Consider the following 25,672-nt stretch of genomic DNA (forward strand, 5'->3'; position numbering starts at 1 on the left):
GGGAGGGTTGTAATTCATTTATTCGATCGACACCTTGGTAACGTGTTCCCATTGTCTTAACTTGGATACCAAGCCTACCGTTTGGAAATCATGCGGTACCTGAACATGTAACACAATCTCAATTTTACGTTCAACCGAGACCATCTCTGCATAAGCCAAGTCTTGTTCATTCACGGTAATTTTACGAATTTTGATCTTTTCCTGCTCCATACATGAAGACAGTTGTTCGAGAAAACCGGGTTCTGACAAGGTATGAAGTGTAACAACATGCAGTTTGTTCCCTCGTAAATACCTTAGCTCTAATTTGTTAAATACCCAGAGATTAAGTAATACCAGAACGGTGGATACGATAGAGGCAAAAAAGAATCCCGCACCTGCTGCGAGCCCAATGGCTGCAACAACCCAGATTGAAGCTGCTGTAGTCAGTCCGGTAATGGATTTTCCCGTGAAGAGAATTGTCCCTGCTCCCAGGAATCCGACACCAGTAATTACAGCAGTAGCCAGACGGGCTGGATCGATCCTTACATTTAATTCATTAGCAAAATCTTTAAAGCCATAAACAGACAACATCATAATCAGTGCGGAACCAAGACATACCAGGATATGGGTACGCAAACCGGCAGCATGATTGGACCGTTCCCGCTCCAGGCCTACGAGCCCTCCAAGCAGCATAGCCAGCAATAATCGTAATAAAATGTGCCACTCATCAATGAACCAGGGATCGCCCAAAGTCAGTATTCCTCCTCAAGTTGTTAATATTATTAAAGTTTATTCTTGTGAAAAGTCGTTAATTCCACTCCAGGTGCAATCTGTGTGACTTCCACGGGATTAAAACCAAATTTGGTGTACAGATTCACTGCGGGTTGATTCAGCGTTCCTGTGGAGACGATATAACGCGGAAGATCCGCATGCTGTTCCAACACATAGGTCATCAAAGATGCCGCAATTCCCTTGCGAAAGTGATCCGGGTGCACCATCATTCGTGTAATGGTCAGTGTATTCTCCTCTTCCTCTGCTACAGCGACAGCCCCGATAAGCTCTCCGTCATCATGGATACAACCATAAAAACTCTCTCCACAATCCCGAAGTGTCTCCATCGTATCCATCAAAGGAGGAATCTCCTGAAATCCGATGATTTCGGCTTCCAATCGATAAGCTACATGTTGTAGTCTCCATAACTGTCCCAACGTCTCCAGATCACTCAGTGACAATGGTTGAATGTTCATATCTGTTCCCCCGTCCAAAATACATTTGTATCTATTAATACCAAAAAGAGGCTGTCACAGGGACGAGCCTCTTTCTGTCCGGCCTCACCGGAAGGATTAGCGGTTCAGTACATCTGCAAGCAGTTGGTTGGCTAGAGCGGGATTCGCCTTGCCTTTACTTTCTTTCATAACCTGACCAACAAGGAAGCCAATGGCTTTTTGTTTACCAGCTTTATAGTCTTCCACGGATTGAGGATTATTCGCTACAACCTGCTCAACGATGGCAAGAATGGCGCCTTCATCACTAATCTGCACAAGACCCTTCTCTTCAACGATCTGCTGTGGAAGCTTACCGCTCTCCAGCATTTCCTTGAATACCGTTTTGGCGATTTTGCTGTTAATGGTGCCCTTCTCCAGCAGTCCGATCATCTCGCCCAAACCTTGACCTGTCAGTGGGACCTGAGTCACCTCAAGATTGCTCGTATTCAGGTAACCCAGCAAGTCGCCCATGATCCAGTTGGATACGGATTTGGCATCCTGAGTGAATTTCAAGCTATCTTCGAAAAGATCAGCTATAGCCTTGGATGAAGTAATAACCTCTGCATCATAACTAGGTAATCCGTAATCAGCCGTGTAACGAGCTTTACGTTCGTCTGGGAGCTCAGGTATGGTAGCCTTGATGCGCTCTTTCCAGGCTGCATCAATATGCAGCTTCACGAGATCCGGGTCCGGGAAATAACGGTAGTCATGCGCCTGTTCCTTACCACGCATCGACAGTGTTTTTCCTTGAGCTTCGTCCCAGCGACGCGTCTCCTGAACCACTTCACCGCCATCATCCAGAATTTCAGCCTGACGATATTGTTCATATTCGAGACCACGCTGCACACCACGGAAGGAGTTCATGTTTTTCAGCTCAGCTCTTGTTCCCAACTTCTCCTGTCCATGTGGACGCAAACTGATGTTGGCGTCACAACGCAGTGAACCTTCTTCCATCTTCACGTCCGATACATCACAGTACTGCATGATTGCACGCAATTTTTCAAGATACGCACGTGCTTCTTCCGGAGAGGAAATCTCAGGTTCAGATACAATCTCCACCAGTGGAGTACCCACACGGTTGAAATCCACCAAAGACGCGTATCCGCCATCGATATGTGTAAGCTTCCCTGCATCTTCTTCCAAGTGAAGACGTGTGATGCCAATTCGTTTTGTTTCACCATTCACTTCGATATCAATCCAGCCGTTCTCACCGATCGGTTGATCAAATTGCGAAATTTGATAGGCTTTTGGTGAGTCGGGGTAAAAGTAGTTTTTACGGTCAAACTTGCTGACATCAGCAATCGTACAATTGAGGGCCATCGCTGCCTTCATGGCGTAGTCTACCGCCTGACGATTCAGTACAGGCAGTACGCCCGGATGTCCGAGACAGACCGGGCAGGTATGCGTATTCGGCGGAGCTCCAAAAGCTGTGGAGCAGCCGCAGAAGATTTTGGAGTTGGTATGCAACTCCACGTGGACTTCAAGTCCAACGACCGTTTCATATTTAGATGCGGACATTTCTATATTCCTCCGTTCCGGGCAGTCTACAGCTGCGGACGCTGCTTGTGGAATTCTGTATTTTGTTCAAACGCATGCGCTACACGCAATACGGTTGTTTCATCAAAGGCTTTACCGATAATTTGCAGGCCGACAGGCAATCCATCCGAGAATCCACATGGAATACTAACAGCAGGTACACCAGCCAGATTGACCGGAATCGTCAAAATATCGTTCAGATACATCGTAAGTGGATCATCCACCTGTGAACCGAGTTTGAACGCCGTAGTTGGCGCAGTTGGTCCAATAATCACATCATATTTGGCAAATACATTGTCGAAATCCTGTTTGATCAATGTACGTACTTTCTGTGCTTTCAGATAATAGGCATCATAGTAACCCGAACTGAGTGCATACGTTCCAAGCATGATACGTCGTTTCACTTCGGGACCAAAGCCTTGGCTCCGAGACTGATGGTACAGATCCAACAAGTTGTCCGGATTGTCTGCACGCACGCCATAACGTACACCATCAAATCGAGCCAGGTTTGAAGAAGCCTCTGAAGATGCGAGCAGGTAATACGTAGCCACCGCATATTCGGTATGCGGAAGGGATACTTCTTCCCATGTTGCCCCGAGTCCTTCAAGAACTTTCAATGCAGACAAAACCGTTTCTTTCACTTGTGGATCGACGCCTTCACCGATATATTCCTTCGGAACAGCAATGCGAAGCCCTTTGACATCACCTGTCAGTCCGCTCAAATAATCCGGTATCTCTACTTTTGCAGATGTCGAATCTTTGGCGTCATATCCGGCAATAGCTTGCAACACATAAGCAGAATCTTCAACATTTTTCGTCAAAGGTCCAATCTGATCCAAAGATGATGCAAATGCTACCAATCCAAAGCGGGAAACAAGTCCGTACGTTGGCTTCAATCCAACAACACCGCAATACGAAGCAGGTTGTCTGATGGAACCACCTGTGTCTGATCCGAGTGTAAAGTATGCTTCTCCCGCAGCCACAGCTGCTGCAGAACCACCGCTGGAACCTCCTGGAACACGATCAAGTGCCCATGGATTACGTACAGGTGAGAAACTTGAATTTTCATTGGAGCCGCCCATGGCGAATTCGTCCATGTTGAGTTTACCAATAGTTACGGTGTCCGCAGCTTTCAATTTCTCGACAACTGTCGCGTCATACACCGGGTCGAAATTACGAAGGAATTGACTGCCACACGTCGTGCGCAGTCCGTTTGTAACGATGTTATCCTTAATACCTACAGGCAGACCAAAGAGCAAACCTTTCTCCTCGCCGCTAACCAGACGGTCATCCAGTTGACGTGCACGAGCGCGTGCTTGTTCTTCATCCAATGCCAAATATGCTTTAACTTTATCATCATGCGCGCCAATGTTCTGATACGCCTGATCCACCAGATCGCTGACCGACAGCTCTTTAGCATGCAACTTGTTATGTAACTCAGGCAACGATTGTTCAAATAAACTCACAGTTTTTGTCCTCCTTCCGGTTATCCGTTATTCCATTACAGCAGGCACTTTAAACTGCCCGTCTTCTTCTTCCGGTGCATTGCGCATCACCTGTTCAATCGACAGACTTTCTTTGGTCTCATCTTCACGCATAACATTGCTTACGTGCAGAACGTGAGTGGTGGGTTCGATGTCTTCCGTATCCAGCTCATTCAGCTTTTCTGCATATTTTAAAATCGCGTTCAGCTGACCTGTCAGGGTCTGTTCTTCTTCAGCAGTCAAGTTGAGCCGGGCCAGCTTGGCCACATGCTGAACGTCATTATTCGAAATACTCATTAGCGGATGCCTCCTTCATTCGTTCTAATTCCCGAAACGACCTGAAACGAATCGCTCGTTTAACGGGCTAAAGTCTCAAGATAACTTTTTTCATTATAGGTGAGATAGTTCGACAATTCAATGCAAATGACCTGACGGGCTTCCAGGAAGCTAAAATCAAACTTATAAAATAAAAAAGAGCCGGCATCAGCCGACTCTTAAAATTCTAGATCCATGCACGCAGATTAACCTGCTTTATAAAATCCGCCTGTGACATAACATCGTTCGCGGTTTCCTCTTCCTCTTCCACAGCTTGAAAATCTCCGTTCATCAGATGATGAAACAGCTTCTCATTGTGTGTCGCAAGGGCGTAATCTATCAACGCTTCTCGCTCGACCCGCTCAGCTTCCTGCTTCAGCAGAACCTCTTCCAGATCGACGTCGCCGGATGGAACAAAAAAGTTCCGGTTCACCTGCGGCACTCGAAGCACGTAATCGAACGCATTGTCCGGATTCCGGTCATAAGCGATGATGAAACCATATTCCCCCACAGGAAGATTCTGCTCAAACGCATCCGCGACGATGACAACCTTCTCTCCTAATCGCAGCATCGTCTAACCTCCTGGTAGTCTATCATTAATATTTATTTGTATAGTCTACTAGAAAAGAATAACGATGTCTAGGAATACTAGAATTAAACAACATATTTGTGCAAAATCTTTTTTTCCATTTTTAAAATGATGTTATTTCGGATTTTGTGCACCTGGCTTGCGTTGTGATCGAATTACGACAAACCAATATATTATCAGCGGCGTGGGAAATCCCGTGATACCCCATAATCCCCATAACCAAGGGAAACGTCCACGTCTGCGTGCGTCCTGAAAGATCCATGTGCCCTGAACCAGGAGAAAAATGCCAAGCAATATAAGCCATAGTGGAGAAATTTCATCCAATGAATAATGCATTTTATTCATGACGAACCTCCTTCCGGCGCCGTCCGGCCCAGATCACAGCCAAAATCACCGCAACAGCTGTACCAAGAGCCTGGATACCTAAATATAGAGCTGGAGCAGATACGAACAATAATGTACCGAACACAATGGCAAGCAATCCAACCAACCAGAAACATATCATCTCGATCCAATTGGCTCGACGTCTAATCTGTCTCCGTTCCCTGACTTGGGCTTCAAGTGCACCCAAAGAAGGAATACTTGTCGGCTCAAATGCATCATCCAGCACTTTCATGTGTTGCTGCAAACGTTCTACAACTTCTTGTTCCTGTGCATCATCTGATCTGCTCATCTTTATTCCAGCTCCTTTCTTAACTGACGGAGACCATAAGCTGTGCGTGACTTCACCGTTCCCGCAGGAATACCAAGCATTTCCCCGATCTCTTCATACCCGTATCCATAATAATGCTTCAGTAGCACTGCAACACGATGTTCGGGTGTCAGTCTTGTCATCGCATCCATGACATCTGTCCATTCTTCATTTCGTGTCTCAAGCTGCCAGCGGAATCGACGTACAGCCTGATCCCGGATGAGAGCAAGCCAGTTCTGTTCTCTCTTCTTACGTCTTGTCTTATCGATATAGATCCGGGTCGCAATGGTGATCATCCATGATGAAAAGGCAGACCTGCCGTCATATCGATGGATATTTTCCATACAACGAATCATCGTATCCTGCACCGTCTCTTCTGCGAGGTTAGCGTCCATTGTCACTTTGACAAGGTACTTATATACAAACGTGTAGTGACGTTGCAACAACGCTGCGAGTGCGCTATCGTCTCCCGATACTGCTCTGCGTACTTCTTCGAGTTCAGCTGCCTTTATCATGAAAATCACCTGCTTTCCGTTCAATCTGGAGTTAATACGACTGACTCTGCAAAAACGTTCAATGAAATTAAAAAAAATTAAAACCCGACAATTTCCCGGGCAATCAGACTTGATTCCGGTAATCTTGCAGCTTGTCGAACCACGGTTGGTTACGGGCTCCGTTTCTTAAAACACGGCTTGTCCATATATTCTGCTGAGACTTCATCATTTCTTTGGCCACGCTAGGGTTATGTATTAAAGCTCGCTCAGTACCCGTTTCTCTTTTCCCACTTTCCAATATGCGACGGTTTTCTTCAATGATCGGATACTCGACACGCTGATTCAACGGAATAACTCTTGGTTTCTCCACTTTGATATTCCCCACTCTCTCATGATCTATATAAGTTGAACTAAAGATTATTTACACTGACACTACGATGACAGAATAACCTTCCAATCGCTGTTATTCCCAGATTTTTTGATTCCCTTTTCTTAAAGGGAAAATCCGGGGATAGCTTATGCTTCCGATGCAGCTTTCTTTCAGAAAGCTTTTAGGCGAACGCTTCGCTTTTTCAGGTTTTTTCTGTCCTCTCCGTTATTGTGTAAATGATTAGTTCAACTTATATACTGTTTTCTTGAATTTTGTTATTTCTAAATCAATCTGTACTTGCTTCTAACTTGCTATTGGTCTCAAACTGGCTTGTGATAAAGCGCATCTTGCATCTCTATGTAGCATAAAAAAGCCTAATTCTGTGTTAAAAAGGGCTGAAAACAAAAAAAGAACGCAAACCGGGTATAGACCACAGTCTGCGTGCTTCGCGAGGTTGGGTGTTTCTTGGTAATGCTTCAGTTAGATGATGCCTTAACGCTTGTAACAACTAATTGCTATTCTAATGAAAAAGTTGTCACTTGTCCAGACTTTCTTCACATATCATGTCGGATTATCTTGCGGACACGTAAGGATTGTTCTGTTTCTCATAACCAATGGTCGTTTTGGGACCATGACCCGGATATACTTTAACCTCATCAGCAAAGGTGTAAAGCTTGTTCTGGATTGAATCAATCAGATCCCGTTCACGCCCTCCTGTCAGGTCCGTTCTGCCCACACCCATGCGGAACAGCACATCACCGGCAAACAGGTCGTTATCACAAAGCAAACTTACACTGCCTGGTGAATGTCCAGGTGTATGGAACACTTTAAACGTATGACCAATCAGATTCAGCTTCTGCCCTTCGTCCATGGCATATTCAGCAGGATCTGTCGAAAGCGGTGGTGTCGCCTGCGGCCAATTCAAAGATCCATTTAATTTCGGGGTGGTGAGCCAGTCACTCTCCAAGTCATGAAGATAAACGGGACATCCCTTCAATTTACGGATCTCATCTACCCCGCCCATATGATCAAAGTGAGCATGAGTGAGGAGAATGGCTTCAATCTCCAAGTCTTGGATCGCCTTAAGCAGCGGCCCTGGATTCATGCCTGGATCGATAATGACGGCTTTGCCCGGATCATCTCCTTGTAGAAGATACGCATTGGTCTGAAGCGGGCCTAGTGTAAACGTACGAATGTTAAGCATATCGGCTTAGTAACCCGAAATCAGTTCACGCAGCTCACGGATAATGGCCGCATGTGACTCCGTTCCTTCCCCATAACGTTTACCAATCTCTTGACGCGCTACAGCCAAATTTTCTTGATAATCTGCTGCTTCACGATCCGGATTAAGGCGTTTGAATTCAATCATGACTTCCTGTACATGCTGCGGACGAGGTCCCCACTGACCTAACACATGACCACCTGTATCTGCAAAAATAACGACTGGCACGGAACGGCCACCCATCGTCAGGAACTCATCCATCACTTCCGGGTGGTTCTCCATAATCAGAACTTCAGTTGGAATTCCTGAGATTTCAAGCGCCTGGAACACAACCGGAATATTACGGACAACATCCCCGCACCAGTCAGCTGCCAGAATTAACACACGCAGATCATCGCGATGGTTCAGACTCTCAAAAAACTCACGATCCTCTTCGTTCGACCAAGTAAAGCTATCATAATTGGCCTGGAATTCACTTTGATTCTTGGTCATACTCTCGATAAAATCCTTCGGTGGCAGACCTTTACCGAATTTGTGAGACAAGTTGGGTTTACCCATGACTAGACACTTCCTTTCTTTTTACGAGCATTCATCCATTTAATAAGTACATAAACGATCATAAGGGCGAGAGCGACAAGCAAAATAGGCATAACATATGGTGCCGCTTTCTCATCAATATGCTTCCATTGATCTCCAAGAATCATCCCTAAATATATAAACAATGCAGTCCAAGGTATAACAGCGAGTGTAGTAAGCAAGATGAATTTACCTGCGTGCATTTTCGTGATGCCAGCCGGGATGGAGATTGCATGTCTTACCACCGGAACAAAACGCGCTGTAAAAATGACACCTGTACCATACTTGCGAAACCACTCCTCGGAATGGTCGATGTGTTTTTTCTGGATGAGTATGTATTTACCGTAGCGTTCAAGTACAGGTCTGCCGCCATAACGGCCAATCCAGTAAATAAATAACTGGGCAATCACACCGCCCACCGTACCAAAAATCATAGCACCGAAGAAGTTGATATTACCTTGTGAAACGAGAAAACCTCCATACGCCAGCACAATTTCGCTTGGGATAACTTCCAACATTAATCCAAGCATGATTCCAAAGTAGCCAAGACTTTGAATCCAATCGAACAATTGGCCAACAAGGTTATGAATAAAGTCCATCTCAACCCTCTTTCTCCATCCTGATTGGCGGTGCCCCTCCGCACCATGGATGTTCGTCCCTATTTTATCACAGGGCTGTGGACGTTGCTACTTCACAAGGTTGGGATAGTGTCCCGTTCGTAGCAGTCCGCATATGGTATGGGGAGAGGAGCGTGAGAAGATGTCACACAAGTCAATACCCGGTTCTCCGCCGGTCAAACATACGCAATCCGGTCAAAACCTTCCTTCCGCCAGAGGGATTCGCCGGGCATGCAGCAAGGAATTGTACCGGACAGCCAAAAGGCTAAAAGTATATGTCTCTCCCGAACGGATGAAGCAGGCGGAAGAATATTATTACGGTAAGGTGATTGCTAATCTGCTCTGGATTGGGGAGAATCGCGACAACCGCAAGAAATTATGTGAGTGGTGGAACACGGATGTCAGTGCAGAGATCGCCGCGATGTGGGAAGTAGATGTTGAACCATTAAAAGATGCGTTTCAGCATGCATTTGGCGGTTATCGTCTATAGGAATGGAGAAATGAAAAGCTTCGATCTGGGTGGAATTCGGGGGCAACTCTGGCTTGCGGTTGGAGCAGAGCATGGAGCCGACCACCACGGGGAGCATGAACATAAACTGGGATTATGAACATAAATACCGAGTAATTTTTCATGCTCAAGCCCACGAGTGGTAACGAACCTGAGATGTCTTATTCAAGGATTTGAAGCACTCTTAGAAATCTAAGGAATCTGAGACACGTTATATCGGAATTTTTGGACTTTTATAGGGTTTTTGTTAGGGAATTTCCGGAAATAACGTGTCTGATGTTCCTTACAATTAAAAAGAAGCATCTGAAGGCCAAATAAGACGTCCTGTGTTCCTTAGAAAATGGTATACCCATCCGCCAGGAGCAACTAGCTTGGACCCTCAGACTTTTTAGACGCTGACATCCATCAGTCATTCAAGGGCTCCGCTTGGTCAACTCTTGAGTAAATGGAGGAGAAAAAGCTGAAGCAAGCCTGCGCAGGTTCTCTCCATAGCCTGGAGCATGTTCTTCCAGTACAAAACGACGATCATTGCGAACGTTTCCTGCTTCCACTTCCTCAGCCAGCAGTTGATACCGTTCATACATCTGGACACCAGCGGCGGCAGACTGTTGGGCTCGATCTGTGAATCCTGCCCTCCATTCCCGCCGCGCTGCCTGCTCCATCCAATACAAAGCCGTGGATTGGCCAATGCCATCATACCGATTCAATGCGATCGCTTGTTCAAAATATTCTCCAGCCTGTTGTCCTTCGCCGAATTGGGCTGCCAATCGTCCCAGTTCGATGTAAATCTGAGGATGCATCGGGGAATGGGACAAGCTGTTCAAAAGGAGTGATTCTGCTTCTCGTCCCGGGAGGGATCGTGCAAGGGATATCACGATATCGGGTCGATTCGGATTCGATTGAAAAGCAGCCATAAGATGCACCTTCTGTGCTGGAGTGCCATCCGGTTCAGACATCGCCTGACGGTACTGCACTTCTGCTATGGCATATCGGAAGGTCAGCCAGAATGTTCCACCAATCCAGAAAAGGATGATCATCACTGTCGATACCCTTATTAGCCGAGCAGTTACTCGCTGAAGAATATGAAAGAAGGAACGCCACATCGGGACATATAATAAACGGGTGTGGATTGATAGAGATCGCAAGAAAAGAAATCTGGATCTGGATCTGGATTTAGATCTCGATTTAGATCTCAATTTAGATCCCGATTTGGATCTGGAGGAAGTGTATTTCACAGTTATGCCGGATCGCTGGACCCCCTCTGTTTCCATCTTCAATGCGGCTGCCCAAGCACCAAGCCAGATGAAAAGCATCCAAAATAATGTAAAGCTCCAGTCAAAGTCCATCGCCCCATGCAGGCCAAAAACAAGCACGGATGGAAAGAGCTGCGGTGCAAAATGAAAGATGCTTCGCAGGGTGAGGAGAAACCACCCTGCGACAAGCAGGATGCCGATCATGCCCGTGTCCAAGGCGAGATCAAGCAGGCCGTTGTGGACCTCGCCTCCAACATAAGGCGAGGATTGAATGGCGCGAAACATGTTGCGCCATGTATCTCCCCCGTGGCCGAGCCATGCGGCCTCGGTCCACAGCTGGAGGGCGTCCCGCCACATCTGTAGGCGGGACACCCCAGTGCCGACACCCGCCGCGAGGCGCTCGGCGGTGGAGGCCACGGCCATCAGTGCGGCGGCGGCTCCCGCCAGCACAATGGCCGTCAGGGCAGCGGTACGCGGAGCCTTGGCGGCGCCGCTGTGCCATAAACGGCACAGCAGCAGCGTGCCGAGCAGCGCAGCTGCCCATGCCCCGGCCAGTGCCAGCAGGCCGGGCACGGGTGCAGGCGCCAGCTGGGCAGCAGCCAGCTGGCGGTACAGCCAGGCCGCGCACGCCAGTGGCGCGGCCGTGGCCAGCAGCAGCGGCAGGCGGGCATCGCGCCGCTGCAAAGCAAAGGCGGCGACCGCGGCGCAGCCGGTCGCCAGCCAAGCGCCGCGCGACTCGCTCAGTAGGAGCGCGGCTTGCGCGGGCATGAGCGGCAGCACTGCCGCGATGATTCGCCTGGCCGGCACAGGCCGGGCCAAGACTCGTGCGGCGGCTGTCAGCCGCTCCAATGAGTACATGCCAACAACGGCACCGTACGCATTCGGGTACTGCAATAATCCGCCGAGCCTTGCTCCGGCGGAGCTGATCTCGGGGTCAGCAGTCCGCATCACCCCGAAGGGCAGCGGCAATATCCCGCACACGGCAAGGATGCCGCTTAGCACAAGCAAGCCGCCTGCCATCTGCCAACCGCAGGCTAACCAACGTGCACCATTCGTGCGCGCAGCCAATATTGCCGTGAGCAGGGTAAACATCGCAAGCAGGCTCCACCGCAGCATTTCATCCATGCTGCCCTGTTTACTCACCGAGCCTGCCCATGCATGTAGCCCAAAACATGTCATCATCCCCAGCGGCCACAATACCCGCCACATCCCCGGAAATCGGAATATTTTCTCAACGATTCGTTCGAGTCTCCCCCGATCCTGTACCAATGACATGGGTATTCGTTCACTCGTCTTCTGTGGACGAATACCTACAAGGAAAAGCAAAAACATAATCAAAGTGCTTCCTGCTGCGATCAGAATAACAGGGTACAGATCAGCCGAATAGTACAGTCCCCGACTCAGACATCCTGCAAGCAGCAAGACAATGGAGAGTATGCCCAACCCAACAGTCCACCCAGATCCTGAATAACGTTTACACCTCAAACTTTGAGGAAAATAACCTGACCCCTCGTTTTGAATAACTCCATTTAATTGATATGGTTCATCTTTTTTATACGTATCATCATTGTTGAATGTATCTTGCCTATTATATGTACTGTCTCTACTGCCCCTAATGTCCCCATTACATAAGTCCCTGTTATCTACATATTCTGTATCATTTGCGTGGTGAGACTGTTCAAGCACCTGTTCCATCATTTTCTCATTCGCCGCATACCCTCGTTTATACCTTACAACTCCCTTATCTATTGCCCTATTCTTCATCTTTATCCCCCTCCTTCCACCGCTCCATATGTCCATATGCATAACAAAAAGACAGAAGATCCCGATAACGGGTCCTTCTGTCTGATAAATACCTGACAGTTATGATGTTGCTTGCTACAACGTATGTGCATAATATTGAACTTTACATTCAGGGACCCTAATTGCAGTATGTCCCTGGATTGGCATTGGCACACTCAGCAAATGTCGCAATTTGCGGAATTTTGAACGGTTTCTTTGCTCGATTTTGATTTCCCGTCGGCCTGCTTGCCATCGCCAGGAAGCAAATCGGCACAAGCCCGCTCCAAATATGGATCGGCATGAATGAAATCACGGAAAGCCGTATATTCATTCCACATCTCCGTCACTTCGCCGGCCTGACCACGAACAGCACGGATCAATATGTTTTTAGGCGTATTCTCCATATCGATGAATTCAAGCAATTGTGTCTTGTATCCCATCAGATCAAGCAACTTGGCACGAATCCCATCCGTAGCCAGAGCGGAAAAACGTTCCTTGAGGATACCATGGGACAATAACGGATTCATCACGGAAGCCTCTACTTGATCAAACAGTTCATGCTGACAGCAAGGAACAGACAGAATCACAGAAGCCCCCCAACGAACTGCCTTCTCCAAAGCAGCATCGGTAGCTGTGTCACAGGCATGAAGCGTGACAACCATATCCACTTCATTTAATTCATCGTAGTCCGCGATGTCTCCAACCAGAAACTTCAGATCACCATAATGCAATCGATTAGCCAGATCATTACAGTGTTCAATGACATCTGCCTTTAAGTCCAACCCAATAATCTTGAGTGAACGACGTTGTTGCACCGACAGATAATGATATAACGCAAATGTCAGATAAGACTTGCCGCAACCAAAGTCAACGATGGTCAGTGGACGTCCTTCCGGAAGATGGGGAATGACATCCTGCACCATTTCGAGGAAACGGTTGATTTGTCTGAACTTGTCATACTTGCGAGCCAGCACACGACCTTCTTCGTTCATAATACCAAGTTCAACGAGGAACGATACAGGTACGCCTTCTTCCAATACATATTGCTTCTTGCGATTATGCGACAGATCCACCGCAGTTTTGGAAGCAGATTTGGTCAGAATGGATACTTTATATTTTTTGCTGATCAAAATTTGATAGTCTGCCTCGGTCGTACAGAGCAGCCCTTGACGAAACGTCTCTTCGCATAACAAAGTCATGCGCTCAGCCGCTTCAGCCGGAGTCAAATTCTCGTGCAGCACTTTGTTGTTATAATGAAATGCAAATTGATAATGCAGCTGATTCTTCAGTGTCACCGGCTTGACTTGCACTTTGGTATACGAGACATTGTCCCGTCTGCGCAGCTGGCTCCAGGTCGCTGTAATCAGCGAATTCTGTTCAAAGATGTCTTGTATAAGCTTTCGCAATGAATCCACGGGGTACATCTCACTTTCGGTTTGGTTTGGTCAACCGTTACCATACCACAATTCCGTTCCCTCTCCAAGTAAAGGCATGTAACAGGCCTTGATCCAATCCATATTTAGGAGCTCATCTCTTGACGACTTAGTTCAGCTAATCCTTCTTCAACTTCGTTACGTGGCAAACCGCCCTGCTCCAGCTGTTCATCCGTGAGTTGGCTCAACCTTTCGTAGAACGCCTGTACATCATTTCGGTAGCTCACCGGAAATTCAGCACCAAGATGTAGCAATCTGTACCAACTGTTCTCTGCCTGGTCATAACGCCCTTGTTGTTCACGATACAGGGCAAGCTGTCTTTCGGTTCGAGCAGGGAGTTCATATTCTTTCGTAAGCCCCAACACACCCTCAACCCGTTCCGGTGCGTCTAATAACTTGGGATTAGCGCCATGATTCAATGCATACAGGTAAAAATGAATTGACCTCATCAATCGAATGACAGCATCATCCTCTGCGTCCATTCTCTCCTGATCATCGATGCCTTCCACTTTGGCCTTCTCTTGATAAATATAGGCTTCTTCTTCAATCAGCCTGGCGGCGTGCTGCAGATTGTCCACTTCAATCATTCCGCGAAAACGGAACATTTCAATAACATCCTCTGCTGGCAACGAGTTCAATAGCGATAAGTTTAACCCAAACTGCCTGCGCATCAGCTCATCCAGTTCAGACAATGCCTCGGTGTGCTTACGTTGCTGTTTGAGCGTGAACACTTTGCCAATTGCTTCAGTCATTTCCTCCATCATGCGGAGCAGATAATCTTTTCTGAACATGCTGCATGCCCCCTCATCATTCGACCCTATACATCCTATCGTTCCTTTATATTTATTTTAATTCATGCCATGACAAAAAGCCAAAAACAAGACACACGCGTCTATGCTCTGTCCATGAACACAATAAACCCCTGCCTATCCAAAAGGGACATTGCAGGGGTTAGGTTGAAATGGAACTGGATACCCCTCCTCCACAAGAGGTTGAATCATCCAGAAACCAAACTATATTTTATATAGAATCAACATAAATCACTTCATCATTACTTCGATAATCCAGCCATAAATTGTTTAATGACCTGAATTAACTCTTCAGGAGCTTCATACATGCTCATATGACCTGCACCCGCAATTACGGCTTGCACGATATGTGGCTTGTCACTTGTAAATGTACGTTCTGGCGGAATAACCGCATCCTTTTCTCCCGCAACCAGCAATACAGGTAAAGGTGTAGCCGATAACACATCGCGGCGATCCGGACGTTCTCGCATAGCAAGTGCAGCACCAACAGCACCTTGAGGAGCAGTCTGGTAACCAATTTCCTTCACACGTGTTACATGCTTAGATAGCGATTCCACATGTTCTGGTGCAAACAGTCCGGGAACCAGTCCATCTACAAAATTCACGATACCTTCGGTCTGAATGGTGGAAACGGCACGAAGGCGTTTTTCCTTGGCTTCTTCACTGTCCGGATAGGCTGTCGAATGAATCAGACCAAATGCATTCAAACGCTCAGGGTGACGTTGCGCAATCGAGAGCGCAATGTATCCACCCATCGAGTGTCCCAAAAGGACCGCTTTTTCCACATTCAACTCATCCATCAACTGTAATACATCGTTGCCCATCTGTTCGATGGTATAACTTCCTACAGGTGCATCTGTTTTTCCGTGTCCACGCAGATCAGGTACGATACAGCGATAGCTTCGTGCCAGTTCAGGTACGACCTCATCCCAATATGATGAACTGCCACAGTATCCGTGGAGCAAAATGAGTGCTTCTCCCTTACCTTGTTCGGCATAACAAATCGTCGTTCCATCACACATCACTTTTTCCATATGAATCCCTCTCTCTGCGCGAATTAAATAATTCAGGTTGTATATTATTAAGCCTACATCTCATGAATGAAACGTTTGTCTCCATTTCCATGCTTCGATTGCGGCGTCTGCAATCGTTCGGGACATCTCCATGACCAAGTGGAGCGAGGTCATCTGCAAAATGGAATAGGGCCTTGGTCCATTGGCATTAACCACAGCTGCTACACTGTATTGTCCGACAGGGGGTAGCTTGCCTCCAACCGATTGAGCCGGAATGAGTGGGTTATTCGAGAGATAATATGTACCTACGGCATTCTTGGGACCCAGACACGCATCAATCGCTATGATGGCATGGTGTACAGGAATAAGTACCAATTTCTTCTCCAGCGTGTCTGCATCACAAGGGGAAGGCAGCGTGCCTATCACGTTACCTATTCCATTCTCTTGCAGTATACTTCCGGTCAGTGGACCCAGAGCATCCCCGGTGGAACGATCGGTACCGATGCAGACAAACGTGATTTCATCTGGAGCGTGAAGTTGAACGATGTTTTTGAAAAATAAGACCAGATTCTCTGCAGGCACGCCTTTGCGGACTTCTCTTCCTTGATGGCGAACCATTTCTCGCTTATACGCTGCCAAGCTGTATTCCCTCCAGTACACTCAGGTTTCCATGAAAACCGGTTGTTGTATCCATCATTGTAACCGATGCTTGGTTTCCCCGCAAAAGCATTGGCCTGAGCACTTCCAATCATGATACAATAACAAGAGTTTCCGATACGGAAGGGATGAACTTAACGATGGATTTAACACAAGCAACAGCAGCCAATATGGAATATATGATTGAAGCGATCAAAACCAAACTTCGTATGGCAAGCGGTGCCGCCATGCAAGCTTCTTCATTCCCACTTGAGAAATATGAAGATCTGTTTGACCTGTATGAAATGATTTTGAGCAAGGAACATCTCAGTATCTCTGAAGTGGAAGCTGTCGCTTCGGAACTGGGTAATCTTCGTAAATCTTAGTAAAAAAAGGACCTGTTTTCCACATCACCGTGGGAACAGGTCCTTTTTCACATGTTTATATTTCCAGACTATCTTTTAAGGAATACATCCCATCCTTAAGGCAGGTCAACCAAAACAAATTCGGCAGGTTCACTGTCTGTGCTCGTGATTTGCAGATCACAGCTTTTGCGAATTCGTGCGGCATCGCCCGGCTTGAGGTTGAAGTTACCATCCGAACAATGAATCTCTACATGCCCACTGATCAGGAAAAGATGTGTCCGTCGATCTTCGTGTTGCGGGTACATCAACTTTTTCCCGGACTCCAAATGGGAGAGGTAACAGGTTACATCCTGGGAAATAGGCAATGCGCCTTCGCTTCCCTCTCCCCCTTGCCCGGATACAATCGGACATAGACGATTCAAGTGCTCCTGCGGCTCTATTCTCCGATTCGTATAGGAAGGTTTCAGCATACGCTCCGATGGCAAAAACCACATCTGGAGGAAACGTACCGGTTCATCCGCTGACGGATTGGTCTCGGAGTGTTCCACTCCCGTCCCCGCACTCATCACCTGGACCGTACCCGGTTCAAGCAATTGTTCTGTTCCCATACTATCCGTATGTTTGAGTGTGCCCGAAATGACATAACTGACAAGTTCAAGATCATGATGTGGATGTTTCTTAAAGCCTTCTTGCGGCATCAGCGTGTTTTCATTATGAGCCAACAGACAGCCAAAATGGGCGTTGCTTGGATCATCATAATCCGCAAACGAAAAGCTGAATTCACTGTGTATCCAACCTCGATCCGACGTGTGCCTTTCTTCCGATGTCACCACTTTAATCATGTTCATCCACCTCCAAGGGTTTAGAGCTGCCACATTACCGCGGCAGTCCATGCGTGTATATGAATTGTATAGATGAATACCAGTTGGTATGTCATCTTTACCCGAGGTCCGGCAACTCTAATCACGCCCCTTCTTAAGGTTATACGCTATCTTCAAGTGAGTGGAGAATGAACTCACTATCTGCATGACCTACAACGGTACCCGCATCATTTCGGATGTCCGAAGGGAACACTTCAGCCAATCGTGCAATGGTTTTCTCATTGGAATAACCAATCTGTCTTAGGATGGATTGGGTGATGAAAGCCCACTCTTCCTCGGAACCATCAAGCACCTTGAAGGTGATTCCCAGTCTTTCTTTTTTCAGACCAAATCCGAATACCCCCTTGAATCCACCCTTCGCTACAATGTTATCGTCTTCCAGCAGCACTGAATCTACACGCTCCGTGCCACCTACCATCAACGGATGTTCATTCATAGCTGATGTTATGGTCTCTACAGCTGTTCTTGTGGAAGGATCAGCGATAAGATCCGGACAAGCGAGCTTCAGATAAGCATTGGACAATGCCGACAACGGCAAAGAAAATACCGGAAAGCCGCAGCCATCCGTCCCAAGCTCAATCTCTTTTTCCTCAATACCTGCCAGGTCGGCAAAGGTTTCAAGAATTTCTCGTTGTACCGGATGATCCGGTTCAGCGTAACTACCCAGGTCAACCTGCTTCATCTGACTGTACCCTAGAATTCCCAGATGTTTTCCGGAGCAGTTGTGTAAGATGCGCCGTTTCTCTCCTTGTCCACGTAACCATTGATTACGGCTTTCTTCATTAAGCGGATAGCTTGGTGCACAGATTAAGCATTCTTCTCCCAATCCGATCTTACCAGATAACTGCTCCAGCACCCGAATGTGTTCCGGTTCTGAACGATGCGAAGAGGACATAATGGCAATCTCCTGTGCGGATAGGCAATAGTGACTGGCAATTCCTGCCCGAATACCTGGAATGGCTTGAAAAGGTTTGGCAGATGAGCGAGTGAACGCTCTAAAATGAGGGTCACCAGCCGAGTATACAATTCGGCCATACTCATCCGTAATACTTATGTGTCCGTAATGGGCGCATTCCATAACGCCTGCACGGTATTCTTTAATTAACAAGGCACTCTCCATGCGAGTTCTCTCCTTTGTGCTCCCGATTTCATCTCTGCTTTGCGTCACGACGCCGCATGGGATATCTTAAATAGTATAGTACAAAAGCGACGTTTTTACAGTTTTTTCGACAGGCGTTTCGGGTATAGCTTTATCATCTATGTTCATCTACTACAATAACTGAAGGAGAAACTCATTATGCCGCGCAAAACGTATTCCCCAGCCTCATTCAGTTCAAATTCCGGTACGTTATTACGTCCACTCCTCAACTGGAGTTTGGCTGGTCTGGCCCTCAGCGCATCGGTTGTATTCATCCTGGCAGGTCTGGGTGCCTGGTTGGGTGCTGATGTTATTATTCGTCTGGATGATCAAATTCAGCAATTATTTTATCTGAATTCAGATTCACGTCTTCATCTATTCCCTTACACTGCATTCATAACCGCACTGGGTTCTTTCAAAATCTCTGCTGTGGCTGCAGGAGGTTTTGCTCTTCTTTTCTTCATTCAACGCAGTCCAAGGTTTGTTGTATATGGATATGCGCTCACGGGAAGTTTTGCCATGATGTGGATTCTGAACACGTTATTGAAAGAATTTTTCAGACGAAGCAGGCCTGAACTGGATCATCTGCTGGTCGTTCACGGGTACAGCTTTCCCAGCGGACATGCCATGATCTCCATGGGCTTTTACGGCATGCTCTTTGTAATCTGGGCCTTGGAACGACAACAACATAAATATTCCGGTGTGTGGCTTCCTGTTCTATTTGGTATTAGTTTTATTTTCTTGATCGGCCTCAGCCGGATCATGTTGGGTGTTCATTATCCTACGGATGTATTTACTGGATTTACTGCTGGATTGGCATGGATCTTCTGCATGGTTAAGGGCATTAAACAAAGCCGCTAAAAGAATGAATTCCTCTGATTTCCAGTTCATTCATCTTCATCTTTATTGTTTCACAGGGTTGCACGGGGTTTATATACGAAGTAAGCAAACGCGAACAGACAACATCCTACATCAAGTTTAAAGGAGGCGGTTGTTATGTGGGGCATCATTATCAGCATTGTGATGGCTGTCATCATCGGTTTGATCGGAGATGCACTTGCCGGTCACAACATGCCTGGAGGCATAATCGGTGCAATGATTGCAGGATTTGCCGGAGCCTGGCTGGGAGCACTTTTGCTTGGTAACTGGGGACCCGTTATCGGTAACTTTGCCATCATCCCTGCCATCATTGGTACAGCGCTCTTTGTTTTCTTGCTGGGGCTTGTGTCCAGACTGCTAAGACAGGCTGCCTGATTCGGGCAACAAGGTGTTCGTTGTTTCGTATTTGTTTCTTAAATTGAAGAAGGAGTGATTAGACATGAATAAAGCAGAAGAGCAATATCCTGTACAGACGGGTTCAACTTTCGCAAAAGGTATTTTCATCGGGGGTTTGCTGGGAGCTGCAGCAGCACTACTCTTTGCGCCTAAACCGGGACGTGAATTGCGTGGTGACCTTTCCGAGAAAGTGGGCATCGTTACTGACCGCACCAAAGAAGTGGCAACTGTTGTAAGTGACAAAGCCACTGAACTGGCTAAAACGGTCTCTTCCAAAACTTCCGATATTGCAAAAACGGTAAATCAAGGCCGCAATGATGTAATGGACTCTGTGAGAAAAGCGTCCGCTGATGTGGCTAACGAAGCATCCCGTGCATCTGATGAAGTGGCTGCAGCTTCCGTTGAAGCGAAGGAAGATGCACGTAAAGAACTTAACTCGACTAGCCTGTAAGGCGATACAGATCGAGTGACCAATAGCCAGCTGCACTCCAGCTGGCTATTTTTTATCCAATGAGAGTTGAGGAGGACAAATAATATGAGTAAAGTTACAATCAACGGTAATACTCCAATTACAGGAGGAACACCCGCACAGCAGTATGATACAAGCGAGCATCCTTTTGAATTGCGTCATGAGGTAAAGCGATTAAACACCCGTTTGGACCAGATTGCGGACAGTCTGGAGAGAGCACAGATCAAGGATATTATTGAGAATTATAGCAGTCCCAAAAAGCGGATTATTACCAATTTCACAGCGGGCATGGCACGAGGTCTCGGTCTGACTGTGGGTACCTTTGTTGTTCTCGGTTTGCTGGCATTCATTCTCAGCCAATTTGTGAATATGCCTATTGTGGGCCAATATATCGCTGACTTGCTTGGTTATATTGAAGATTACAAAAACTAAGAGGACTAACCAATAGTAGGCTATCCCTTACGTTTTTCCGTAGCTCCTTTTTTCTCTATCTCTTCAGCTGAAGGCTGTGAGGATTTCACTTTGAGCAGATCTCCTGTCCAGCCTTTCATCATCAGCCATACATACATGCTGATCATGCTTAAGATAATGACAACAAGGACCAGTACAACTCCCCATGATTTGTCGATAAAGGGCAGGTTCTCAAAGTTCATCCCCCATATCGCACCAGCTGCCGTGGCGGGTATGAACACAGCAGTGACAATGGTCAACGTCTTCATGATCTCATTGCCACGTACACCGGAGATCGCATTATCAATGGAGATTAACGTATCAATCTCTTTCTCGTAGTGACTAAACAAACGTTCCATTCGCTCTACTCGATGTTGGAGCTGCTTGAAATATCGATTTTCATTTATTTCATCAAGGTAAGCCTCATGTGAAGCAGCCATCAGTTCCGAGTAAGGGATGAACAGATTACTCCAATACAATAATTCAAATCGAGCGGCGAGAATCTGGTCCATCAAGGTGCGTGCATTGCGAGATTCCATCTTCCGTTCCAGATCACGCAGGTTCATCTCAAAATGATCCATTCCCACATGGTAGTAATGCAGTATAGCTCGAAAGAGTACAAACATCCCGTCCCTGGCCTCACTACATTGCTGTAACATATGGGCACGTTCATCCGTCTTCATAATACCTCGTGTATTGTCATCCATATTTAAGGTAACCAGGTTATTACGATCGACATAAAAGAACATCTGATTATCTTTTCTTTTGTCATCTCTCTCATTCTTTATCGCATACAACAATGAACCAAATATGACTGGTTCTTTACCATTCACGAAACGGACGGACAAATAATTCGATTCTACTTCCGGAATTTTATAAAGCCAATACCGCATATCCGGAAACGCCTCTGTCAGCTCCTCCAAAGCATCGTTCATGCTATCGGTGTCAGGTGCAACCCAATCCCACCATTGCCAATGGTCCGAGCAAGATAACTTGTCACGGCGAGCTTCCAACTTGATTTGGTTCACAATCACTTTATCCACTCCTGCACTCATGTTCTTCATTGCATACCCATCTTTTTGATCCCAAAAAGGACACGTATGCATTTCAGCGCAATGACGTGTCCTTCTTTATGCCGTACTCAACAACATCAGGGTTCCATTTTTCATAACATTGAAGCATTCGACATGATCTGTTTCAATTTCTCTGTAGCCCGCTTCTGAATACGAGATACACTCATCTGTGAAACACCAAGCTTCTGGGCAATTGCCCGTTGAGATTGGCCATCCTGAAAGGCTAGAATAAGTACCTGTTGCTCTTGTTCCTTCAATTGTCCCAATGCCTGTTGCAAGTCCATCCGTTTTTCGACCGAATCATAGTCATTAACATCTGCACTGATCAGTTCACCCAATGTTGCTGCACTGTCATCCTGAGATAAAGGAGAATCCAGTGACACATAGTGATAACATTCCCGACCGGCCAGGACTTCAATCGTCTCTTCTGCAGTCAAATCAAGGTATTCAGCAATTTCGTTCACACCGGGTGAGCGCTCCAGCTTCACGGTTAACTCATCAATGGCATGTTGCACAAGTGCTCCCTTTTCCTTAATCCTCCGGGGCACCTGAATATACCAGGATTTGTCTCGCAAGTAGTTCTTCATATGACCGATCATGCTCTTCATGGCATAAGGTTCAAACGGAATACCCAGGTTGATATCGTATTGCTTAAGCAAACGAATCAAGGCCATCTGCCCGGTCTGATACAAGTCTTCGTATAGATCGGGGCGATTCCGAGCAATTTTACCTGCTGCCATCTTAACCATCGGTTCATATTTACGGATGAGAACTGTTGCAATTTCATTATCTTGGGTCTGCTGGTATTCCCAGATCAAACCTATAGCTTCAGACATGGACTCTGGGGGAGTCACTTTTTCATTCATACTTTCTCCTCACTTCTTGCAAGACGTTTTACGAGTACTACTTTCGTACCTTTGCCCGTCTCACTTTCCACACTGACATCGTCCATCAAGGCTTGCATCAGGTAGAACCCAAGTCCGCCAATCTGCGCTTCTGTCAGTTCTTTGTCGTGAAGACCAGCACGTGACACAGCAGGGTTCATGTTCTCGAAGCTGGCACCTTCGTCCTTAACAGTAATGGACAATGTTTCGCCTTCGACTTCGAATACAACTTCAACCATGCCGCCTTCGTGTGAGTAAGCATACAGTACAGAGTTGTTACAGGCCTCGGATACAGCAACTTTCATATCCTCAATGTCTTCATAAGAAAATCCCATTTTGGATGCTACTCCATAAAGATTAAGTCTTACAATATCAACGTAATCAGCTGTCGCCGGTAAATTAAGGGTGACTCTTTGAACTTCTGCATTCATTCCTTTTTCGATCCTTTCCTATTGGGAATTCTTCTGTGTGACAAAGAATTTGGCGATGCCCGTCATGTCAAAAAGTTTCTGGATTTGCGCAGGAACTTCCTGTACTTCAAAGCGAGCTTCCATTCCATGTCTGGCCTTCAGAACAGATAACAGGATACCAATCCCTGTACTATCGATATACTTCAATTCTTTCATGTTGATCACAAGATCCTGTTCCTTGTTATCCACCAGCGGCTCCATCACCAAGCGGAAGTCAGGAGCAACCGACAAATCCAGTTCGCCAGTCAGATACACCGTGCACACGCCGTCCTGTGTTTCAGTTCTTGCATTGAATTTTTCGTTTTTGTTTGTATTCATTAGACATCTCTCTCCTGATCAATGGTTTCCTTACCTAATAACCCAACTTCCGCACGAGTGAAACAAAAAGAAGTTTGGAAAATATTTCAATTGGCCTGATTCATGGCTGAAGGGCCTGGGTCTAACATTTGTCGTTGTTTCTGAAACTGGGCTATTTTCTGTTTTACATTGCCCATTTTCACCGGTTTACTAATATAATCATCCATGCCGGCAGCAATACAGCGCTGTTGAATACCTTCCATCACGTTAGCAGTCATGGCTATAATGATTGGCTGATTAGACTGGGACAGACTCTCTCGAATCCGCCGTGTACATTCCAAACCGTCCATCACAGGCATCTGCAGATCCATAAACACATAGTCATAGGGATACCGGCTACCGTTTACCATATCGAGTGCGCTCTGCCCATCTTCAGCAATGTCTGAGAGCAACCCCAGCTTACCAAGCATAATCGCCATCAACTTCTGGTTAATCGGATGATCATCCACAATTAATACCGTAGGATATTTATTCTCGTTTTTCAGATCCGTTGATTTCTCTTCCCCGTTCCTCTGGACCAGTTCAGTTTCTACATAACGTTTCGCCTGAATTGTAAATACAAACGTCGCTCCCCGTTGCTCTGTTGTATCCAGATAGATCTGTCCACCCATCATTTCAACCAGAGTCTTGCATATTGCCAGTCCTAAGCCAGTTCCACCGTATTTACGTGTCATGGATGTATCCAGCTGGGAAAACGGCTGGAACAGGCGATCAACTTTGTCTGAAGCGATACCTATCCCTGTATCTTTAACAGCAAACTCCAATGCCATTTGTCCGTCTTTTTCTTCATTCACTGACACGATCAGATATACTCCACCCTGGTCAGTAAATTTGATCGCATTTGCAATAAGATTCAAGAGAACCTGACGCAGCCTTGCCATATCTCCATAGATTAATTCAGGTACAGAATCTTCCAGGAAATAATCCAATTCCAGATTCTTTTTGCCTGCTTCTGCAGCAAACAATCCCAACACTTCCCGAATACAGGAGACAATTTCAAAAGGATGCTCTTCAAGTTCCATTTTGCCGGATTCCATCTTGGTGAAATCAAGAATGTCATTGATGACTGTGACAAGTGCATCCGCGCTGCGACGAACGATGTCTGCATATTCCTTCTGATCTTCCCTCAGTTCCGTCTCCATCAACAGATCAACCATGCCGATAACTCCGTTCATCGGTGTACGAATCTCATGACTCATCATTGCCAGGAACTCGGTCTTTGCATTGGCTGCAATTTCTGCTTCTTCCTTGGCCTGAATGAGTTGTTGGTTCATCTTCTCTAGTTCCTGTGTCTTCTGATGAAGAAGCATGGTCTGTGTCTTCAAATGTTTATTGGTGATAAACATCTCTACAAAACCCTCGATTTTGGATTTCAAAATCTGAGGAATAAATGGCTTAACCATGTAATCAATAGCCCCGGCTGAATACCCGGCAAACAAGTGCTCCGCTTCTCTACTATTGGCAGAGATGAATATAATCGGCACATCCTTGGACTTGTCCCGTGCCTTAATTAACTTTGCTGTCTCAATTCCGTCCATTCCAGGCATCTGCACATCGAGAACGATAACCGCAAATTCGTCTTTTAGCAGACAGCGGAGTGCCTCTTCTCCGGAAGTTGCCTTAACGAGTTTATATTGTTCCGATTCCAGAACTGCTTCAAGAGCAAGCAAGTTCTCAGGGCGGTCATCTACCAATAATATGTGGATTGGTTCATTGAGCCCCATGGCTAACCCTAACC

The 25,672-nt window shown here is 46.5% G+C and carries 31 protein-coding genes; 6 read left to right on the forward strand and 25 right to left on the reverse strand.

From position 1 onward, the window contains the following. Positions 1 to 18: 18 nt before the first annotated feature. The 13 genes from MHB85_RS26330 to MHB85_RS26390 form a co-directional block, all read right to left on the reverse strand. Positions 19 to 729 (reverse strand): MgtC/SapB family protein, encoded by a 711-nt coding sequence (locus MHB85_RS26330; protein WP_017692302.1) that lies wholly within the window; start codon positions 727 to 729, stop codon positions 19 to 21. 32 nt (positions 730 to 761) lie between these two features. Beyond that, positions 762 to 1,226, reverse strand: coding sequence for a GNAT family N-acetyltransferase (locus tag MHB85_RS26335; protein ID WP_036607041.1), 465 nt, complete (start codon positions 1,224 to 1,226; stop codon positions 762 to 764). A 96-nt stretch (positions 1,227 to 1,322) separates the two neighbouring features. After that, positions 1,323 to 2,762 carry an Asp-tRNA(Asn)/Glu-tRNA(Gln) amidotransferase subunit GatB gene (gene gatB, locus MHB85_RS26340; protein WP_062836483.1) on the reverse strand — a complete coding sequence of 480 codons (1,440 nt, stop codon included), beginning with the start codon at positions 2,760 to 2,762 and terminating at the stop codon, positions 1,323 to 1,325. 26 nt (positions 2,763 to 2,788) lie between these two features. Beyond that, positions 2,789 to 4,246, reverse strand: coding sequence for an Asp-tRNA(Asn)/Glu-tRNA(Gln) amidotransferase subunit GatA (gene gatA / locus MHB85_RS26345; protein ID WP_036667997.1), 1,458 nt, complete (start codon positions 4,244 to 4,246; stop codon positions 2,789 to 2,791). 27 nt (positions 4,247 to 4,273) lie between these two features. After that, on the reverse strand, positions 4,274 to 4,561 hold the full coding sequence (gene gatC / locus MHB85_RS26350; protein WP_036607033.1) for an Asp-tRNA(Asn)/Glu-tRNA(Gln) amidotransferase subunit GatC: 288 nt from the start codon (positions 4,559 to 4,561) through the stop codon (positions 4,274 to 4,276). 205 nt (positions 4,562 to 4,766) lie between these two features. Further along, complete coding sequence (locus tag MHB85_RS26355) at positions 4,767 to 5,150, reverse strand: hypothetical protein (RefSeq protein WP_024631336.1); 384 nt, start codon at positions 5,148 to 5,150, stop codon at positions 4,767 to 4,769. 132 nt (positions 5,151 to 5,282) lie between these two features. Next, positions 5,283 to 5,513 carry a hypothetical protein gene (locus tag MHB85_RS26360; protein ID WP_181155591.1) on the reverse strand — a complete coding sequence of 77 codons (231 nt, stop codon included), beginning with the start codon at positions 5,511 to 5,513 and terminating at the stop codon, positions 5,283 to 5,285. Continuing rightward, positions 5,506 to 5,841, reverse strand: a complete 336-nt coding sequence (locus MHB85_RS26365; RefSeq protein WP_124118098.1) for a YxlC family protein — start codon at positions 5,839 to 5,841, stop codon at positions 5,506 to 5,508. Before MHB85_RS26365 ends, MHB85_RS26360 begins: the two co-directional genes overlap by 8 nt. A gap of 2 nt (positions 5,842 to 5,843) precedes the next feature. Beyond that, positions 5,844 to 6,374, reverse strand: coding sequence for an RNA polymerase sigma factor SigY (gene sigY / locus MHB85_RS26370; RefSeq protein WP_341073943.1), 531 nt, complete (start codon positions 6,372 to 6,374; stop codon positions 5,844 to 5,846). A 103-nt stretch (positions 6,375 to 6,477) separates the two neighbouring features. Beyond that, positions 6,478 to 6,723 carry a hypothetical protein gene (locus tag MHB85_RS26375; protein WP_105601861.1) on the reverse strand — a complete coding sequence of 82 codons (246 nt, stop codon included), beginning with the start codon at positions 6,721 to 6,723 and terminating at the stop codon, positions 6,478 to 6,480. A 571-nt stretch (positions 6,724 to 7,294) separates the two neighbouring features. Next, complete coding sequence (locus MHB85_RS26380; RefSeq protein ID WP_036607016.1) at positions 7,295 to 7,927, reverse strand: MBL fold metallo-hydrolase; 633 nt, start codon at positions 7,925 to 7,927, stop codon at positions 7,295 to 7,297. A gap of 6 nt (positions 7,928 to 7,933) precedes the next feature. Next, entirely contained in the window at positions 7,934 to 8,503 is a 570-nt protein-coding gene (locus MHB85_RS26385) for a thioredoxin family protein (RefSeq protein ID WP_017692292.1), read from the reverse strand. A 2-nt stretch (positions 8,504 to 8,505) separates the two neighbouring features. After that, the gene (locus MHB85_RS26390; protein ID WP_341073944.1) at positions 8,506 to 9,120 is read right to left on the reverse strand and encodes a DedA family protein; all 615 of its coding nucleotides are present in this window, start codon (positions 9,118 to 9,120) and stop codon (positions 8,506 to 8,508) included. Between the two features lie 160 nt (positions 9,121 to 9,280). On the opposite strand from MHB85_RS26390, the gene MHB85_RS26395 reads away from it, so the two are divergent. Then, positions 9,281 to 9,628 (forward strand): dehydrogenase, encoded by a 348-nt coding sequence (locus MHB85_RS26395; protein ID WP_091019351.1) that lies wholly within the window; start codon positions 9,281 to 9,283, stop codon positions 9,626 to 9,628. Between the two features lie 431 nt (positions 9,629 to 10,059). Here MHB85_RS26395 and MHB85_RS26400 read toward each other — a convergent pair whose 3' ends face one another. From MHB85_RS26400 to yyaC, 5 genes are all read right to left on the reverse strand, one after another. Next, positions 10,060 to 12,663 carry an O-antigen ligase family protein gene (locus MHB85_RS26400; protein ID WP_341073945.1) on the reverse strand — a complete coding sequence of 868 codons (2,604 nt, stop codon included), beginning with the start codon at positions 12,661 to 12,663 and terminating at the stop codon, positions 10,060 to 10,062. Positions 12,664 to 12,857: 194 nt separating this feature from the next. Further along, complete coding sequence (locus MHB85_RS26405) at positions 12,858 to 14,105, reverse strand: class I SAM-dependent methyltransferase (protein WP_091019347.1); 1,248 nt, start codon at positions 14,103 to 14,105, stop codon at positions 12,858 to 12,860. A gap of 95 nt (positions 14,106 to 14,200) precedes the next feature. Next, a complete protein-coding gene (locus tag MHB85_RS26410; protein ID WP_105601864.1) occupies positions 14,201 to 14,905 on the reverse strand; it encodes a DUF6483 family protein in 705 nt (234 codons plus the stop codon). 260 nt (positions 14,906 to 15,165) lie between these two features. Next, entirely contained in the window at positions 15,166 to 15,957 is a 792-nt protein-coding gene (locus tag MHB85_RS26415) for an alpha/beta fold hydrolase (RefSeq protein WP_036607004.1), read from the reverse strand. Positions 15,958 to 16,017: 60 nt separating this feature from the next. Further along, a complete protein-coding gene (yyaC, locus tag MHB85_RS26420; RefSeq protein ID WP_091019342.1) occupies positions 16,018 to 16,575 on the reverse strand; it encodes a spore protease YyaC in 558 nt (185 codons plus the stop codon). Positions 16,576 to 16,733: 158 nt separating this feature from the next. Here yyaC and MHB85_RS26425 point away from each other — a divergent pair, with 158 nt between their 5' ends. Further along, a complete protein-coding gene (locus tag MHB85_RS26425) occupies positions 16,734 to 16,958 on the forward strand; it encodes a DUF1128 domain-containing protein (RefSeq protein ID WP_017692283.1) in 225 nt (74 codons plus the stop codon). Positions 16,959 to 17,053: 95 nt separating this feature from the next. Here the strand turns inward: MHB85_RS26425 and MHB85_RS26430 are convergent, their stop codons facing one another. Both MHB85_RS26430 and MHB85_RS26435 read right to left on the reverse strand, forming a co-directional pair. Then, the gene (locus MHB85_RS26430; protein ID WP_036607001.1) at positions 17,054 to 17,779 is read right to left on the reverse strand and encodes a pirin family protein; all 726 of its coding nucleotides are present in this window, start codon (positions 17,777 to 17,779) and stop codon (positions 17,054 to 17,056) included. 139 nt (positions 17,780 to 17,918) lie between these two features. Beyond that, complete coding sequence (locus MHB85_RS26435; protein ID WP_341073946.1) at positions 17,919 to 18,938, reverse strand: asparaginase; 1,020 nt, start codon at positions 18,936 to 18,938, stop codon at positions 17,919 to 17,921. Between the two features lie 177 nt (positions 18,939 to 19,115). Between MHB85_RS26435 and MHB85_RS26440 the strand changes: the two genes are divergently transcribed. The 4 genes from MHB85_RS26440 (at position 19,116) to MHB85_RS26455 (ending at position 21,132) form a co-directional block, all read left to right on the forward strand. Beyond that, entirely contained in the window at positions 19,116 to 19,817 is a 702-nt protein-coding gene (locus MHB85_RS26440; RefSeq protein WP_091019338.1) for a phosphatase PAP2 family protein, read from the forward strand. A gap of 135 nt (positions 19,818 to 19,952) precedes the next feature. Next, positions 19,953 to 20,210, forward strand: coding sequence for a GlsB/YeaQ/YmgE family stress response membrane protein (locus tag MHB85_RS26445; RefSeq protein WP_017692278.1), 258 nt, complete (start codon positions 19,953 to 19,955; stop codon positions 20,208 to 20,210). A 64-nt stretch (positions 20,211 to 20,274) separates the two neighbouring features. Continuing rightward, positions 20,275 to 20,682: a YtxH domain-containing protein gene (locus MHB85_RS26450; protein WP_076212649.1), complete on the forward strand. Its 408-nt coding sequence runs from the start codon at positions 20,275 to 20,277 to the stop codon at positions 20,680 to 20,682. An 84-nt stretch (positions 20,683 to 20,766) separates the two neighbouring features. Further along, on the forward strand, positions 20,767 to 21,132 hold the full coding sequence (locus MHB85_RS26455) for a DUF5665 domain-containing protein (protein WP_017692276.1): 366 nt from the start codon (positions 20,767 to 20,769) through the stop codon (positions 21,130 to 21,132). Between the two features lie 20 nt (positions 21,133 to 21,152). Here MHB85_RS26455 and MHB85_RS26460 read toward each other — a convergent pair whose 3' ends face one another. From MHB85_RS26460 to MHB85_RS26480, 5 genes are all read right to left on the reverse strand, one after another. Further along, positions 21,153 to 22,214 (reverse strand): magnesium transporter CorA family protein, encoded by a 1,062-nt coding sequence (locus MHB85_RS26460; RefSeq protein WP_244661130.1) that lies wholly within the window; start codon positions 22,212 to 22,214, stop codon positions 21,153 to 21,155. Between the two features lie 101 nt (positions 22,215 to 22,315). Then, positions 22,316 to 23,089, reverse strand: a complete 774-nt coding sequence (locus MHB85_RS26465; RefSeq protein ID WP_047841571.1) for a sigma-70 family RNA polymerase sigma factor — start codon at positions 23,087 to 23,089, stop codon at positions 22,316 to 22,318. Beyond that, a complete protein-coding gene (rsbW, locus tag MHB85_RS26470) occupies positions 23,086 to 23,538 on the reverse strand; it encodes an anti-sigma B factor RsbW (protein ID WP_076212654.1) in 453 nt (150 codons plus the stop codon). The genes MHB85_RS26465 and rsbW overlap by 4 nt, the downstream gene beginning before the upstream one ends. Before the next feature lie 18 nt (positions 23,539 to 23,556). Then, positions 23,557 to 23,895: an STAS domain-containing protein gene (locus MHB85_RS26475; protein WP_036606989.1), complete on the reverse strand. Its 339-nt coding sequence runs from the start codon at positions 23,893 to 23,895 to the stop codon at positions 23,557 to 23,559. Positions 23,896 to 23,981: 86 nt separating this feature from the next. Beyond that, positions 23,982 to 25,658, reverse strand: a complete 1,677-nt coding sequence (locus tag MHB85_RS26480) for a response regulator (protein WP_341073947.1) — start codon at positions 25,656 to 25,658, stop codon at positions 23,982 to 23,984. Positions 25,659 to 25,672 lie beyond the last annotated feature (14 nt).

The sequence above is a fragment of the Paenibacillus sp. FSL K6-4396 genome (assembly GCF_038002525.1).
GTDB classification, from domain to species: Bacteria; Bacillota; Bacilli; order Paenibacillales; family Paenibacillaceae; genus Paenibacillus; species Paenibacillus amylolyticus_B.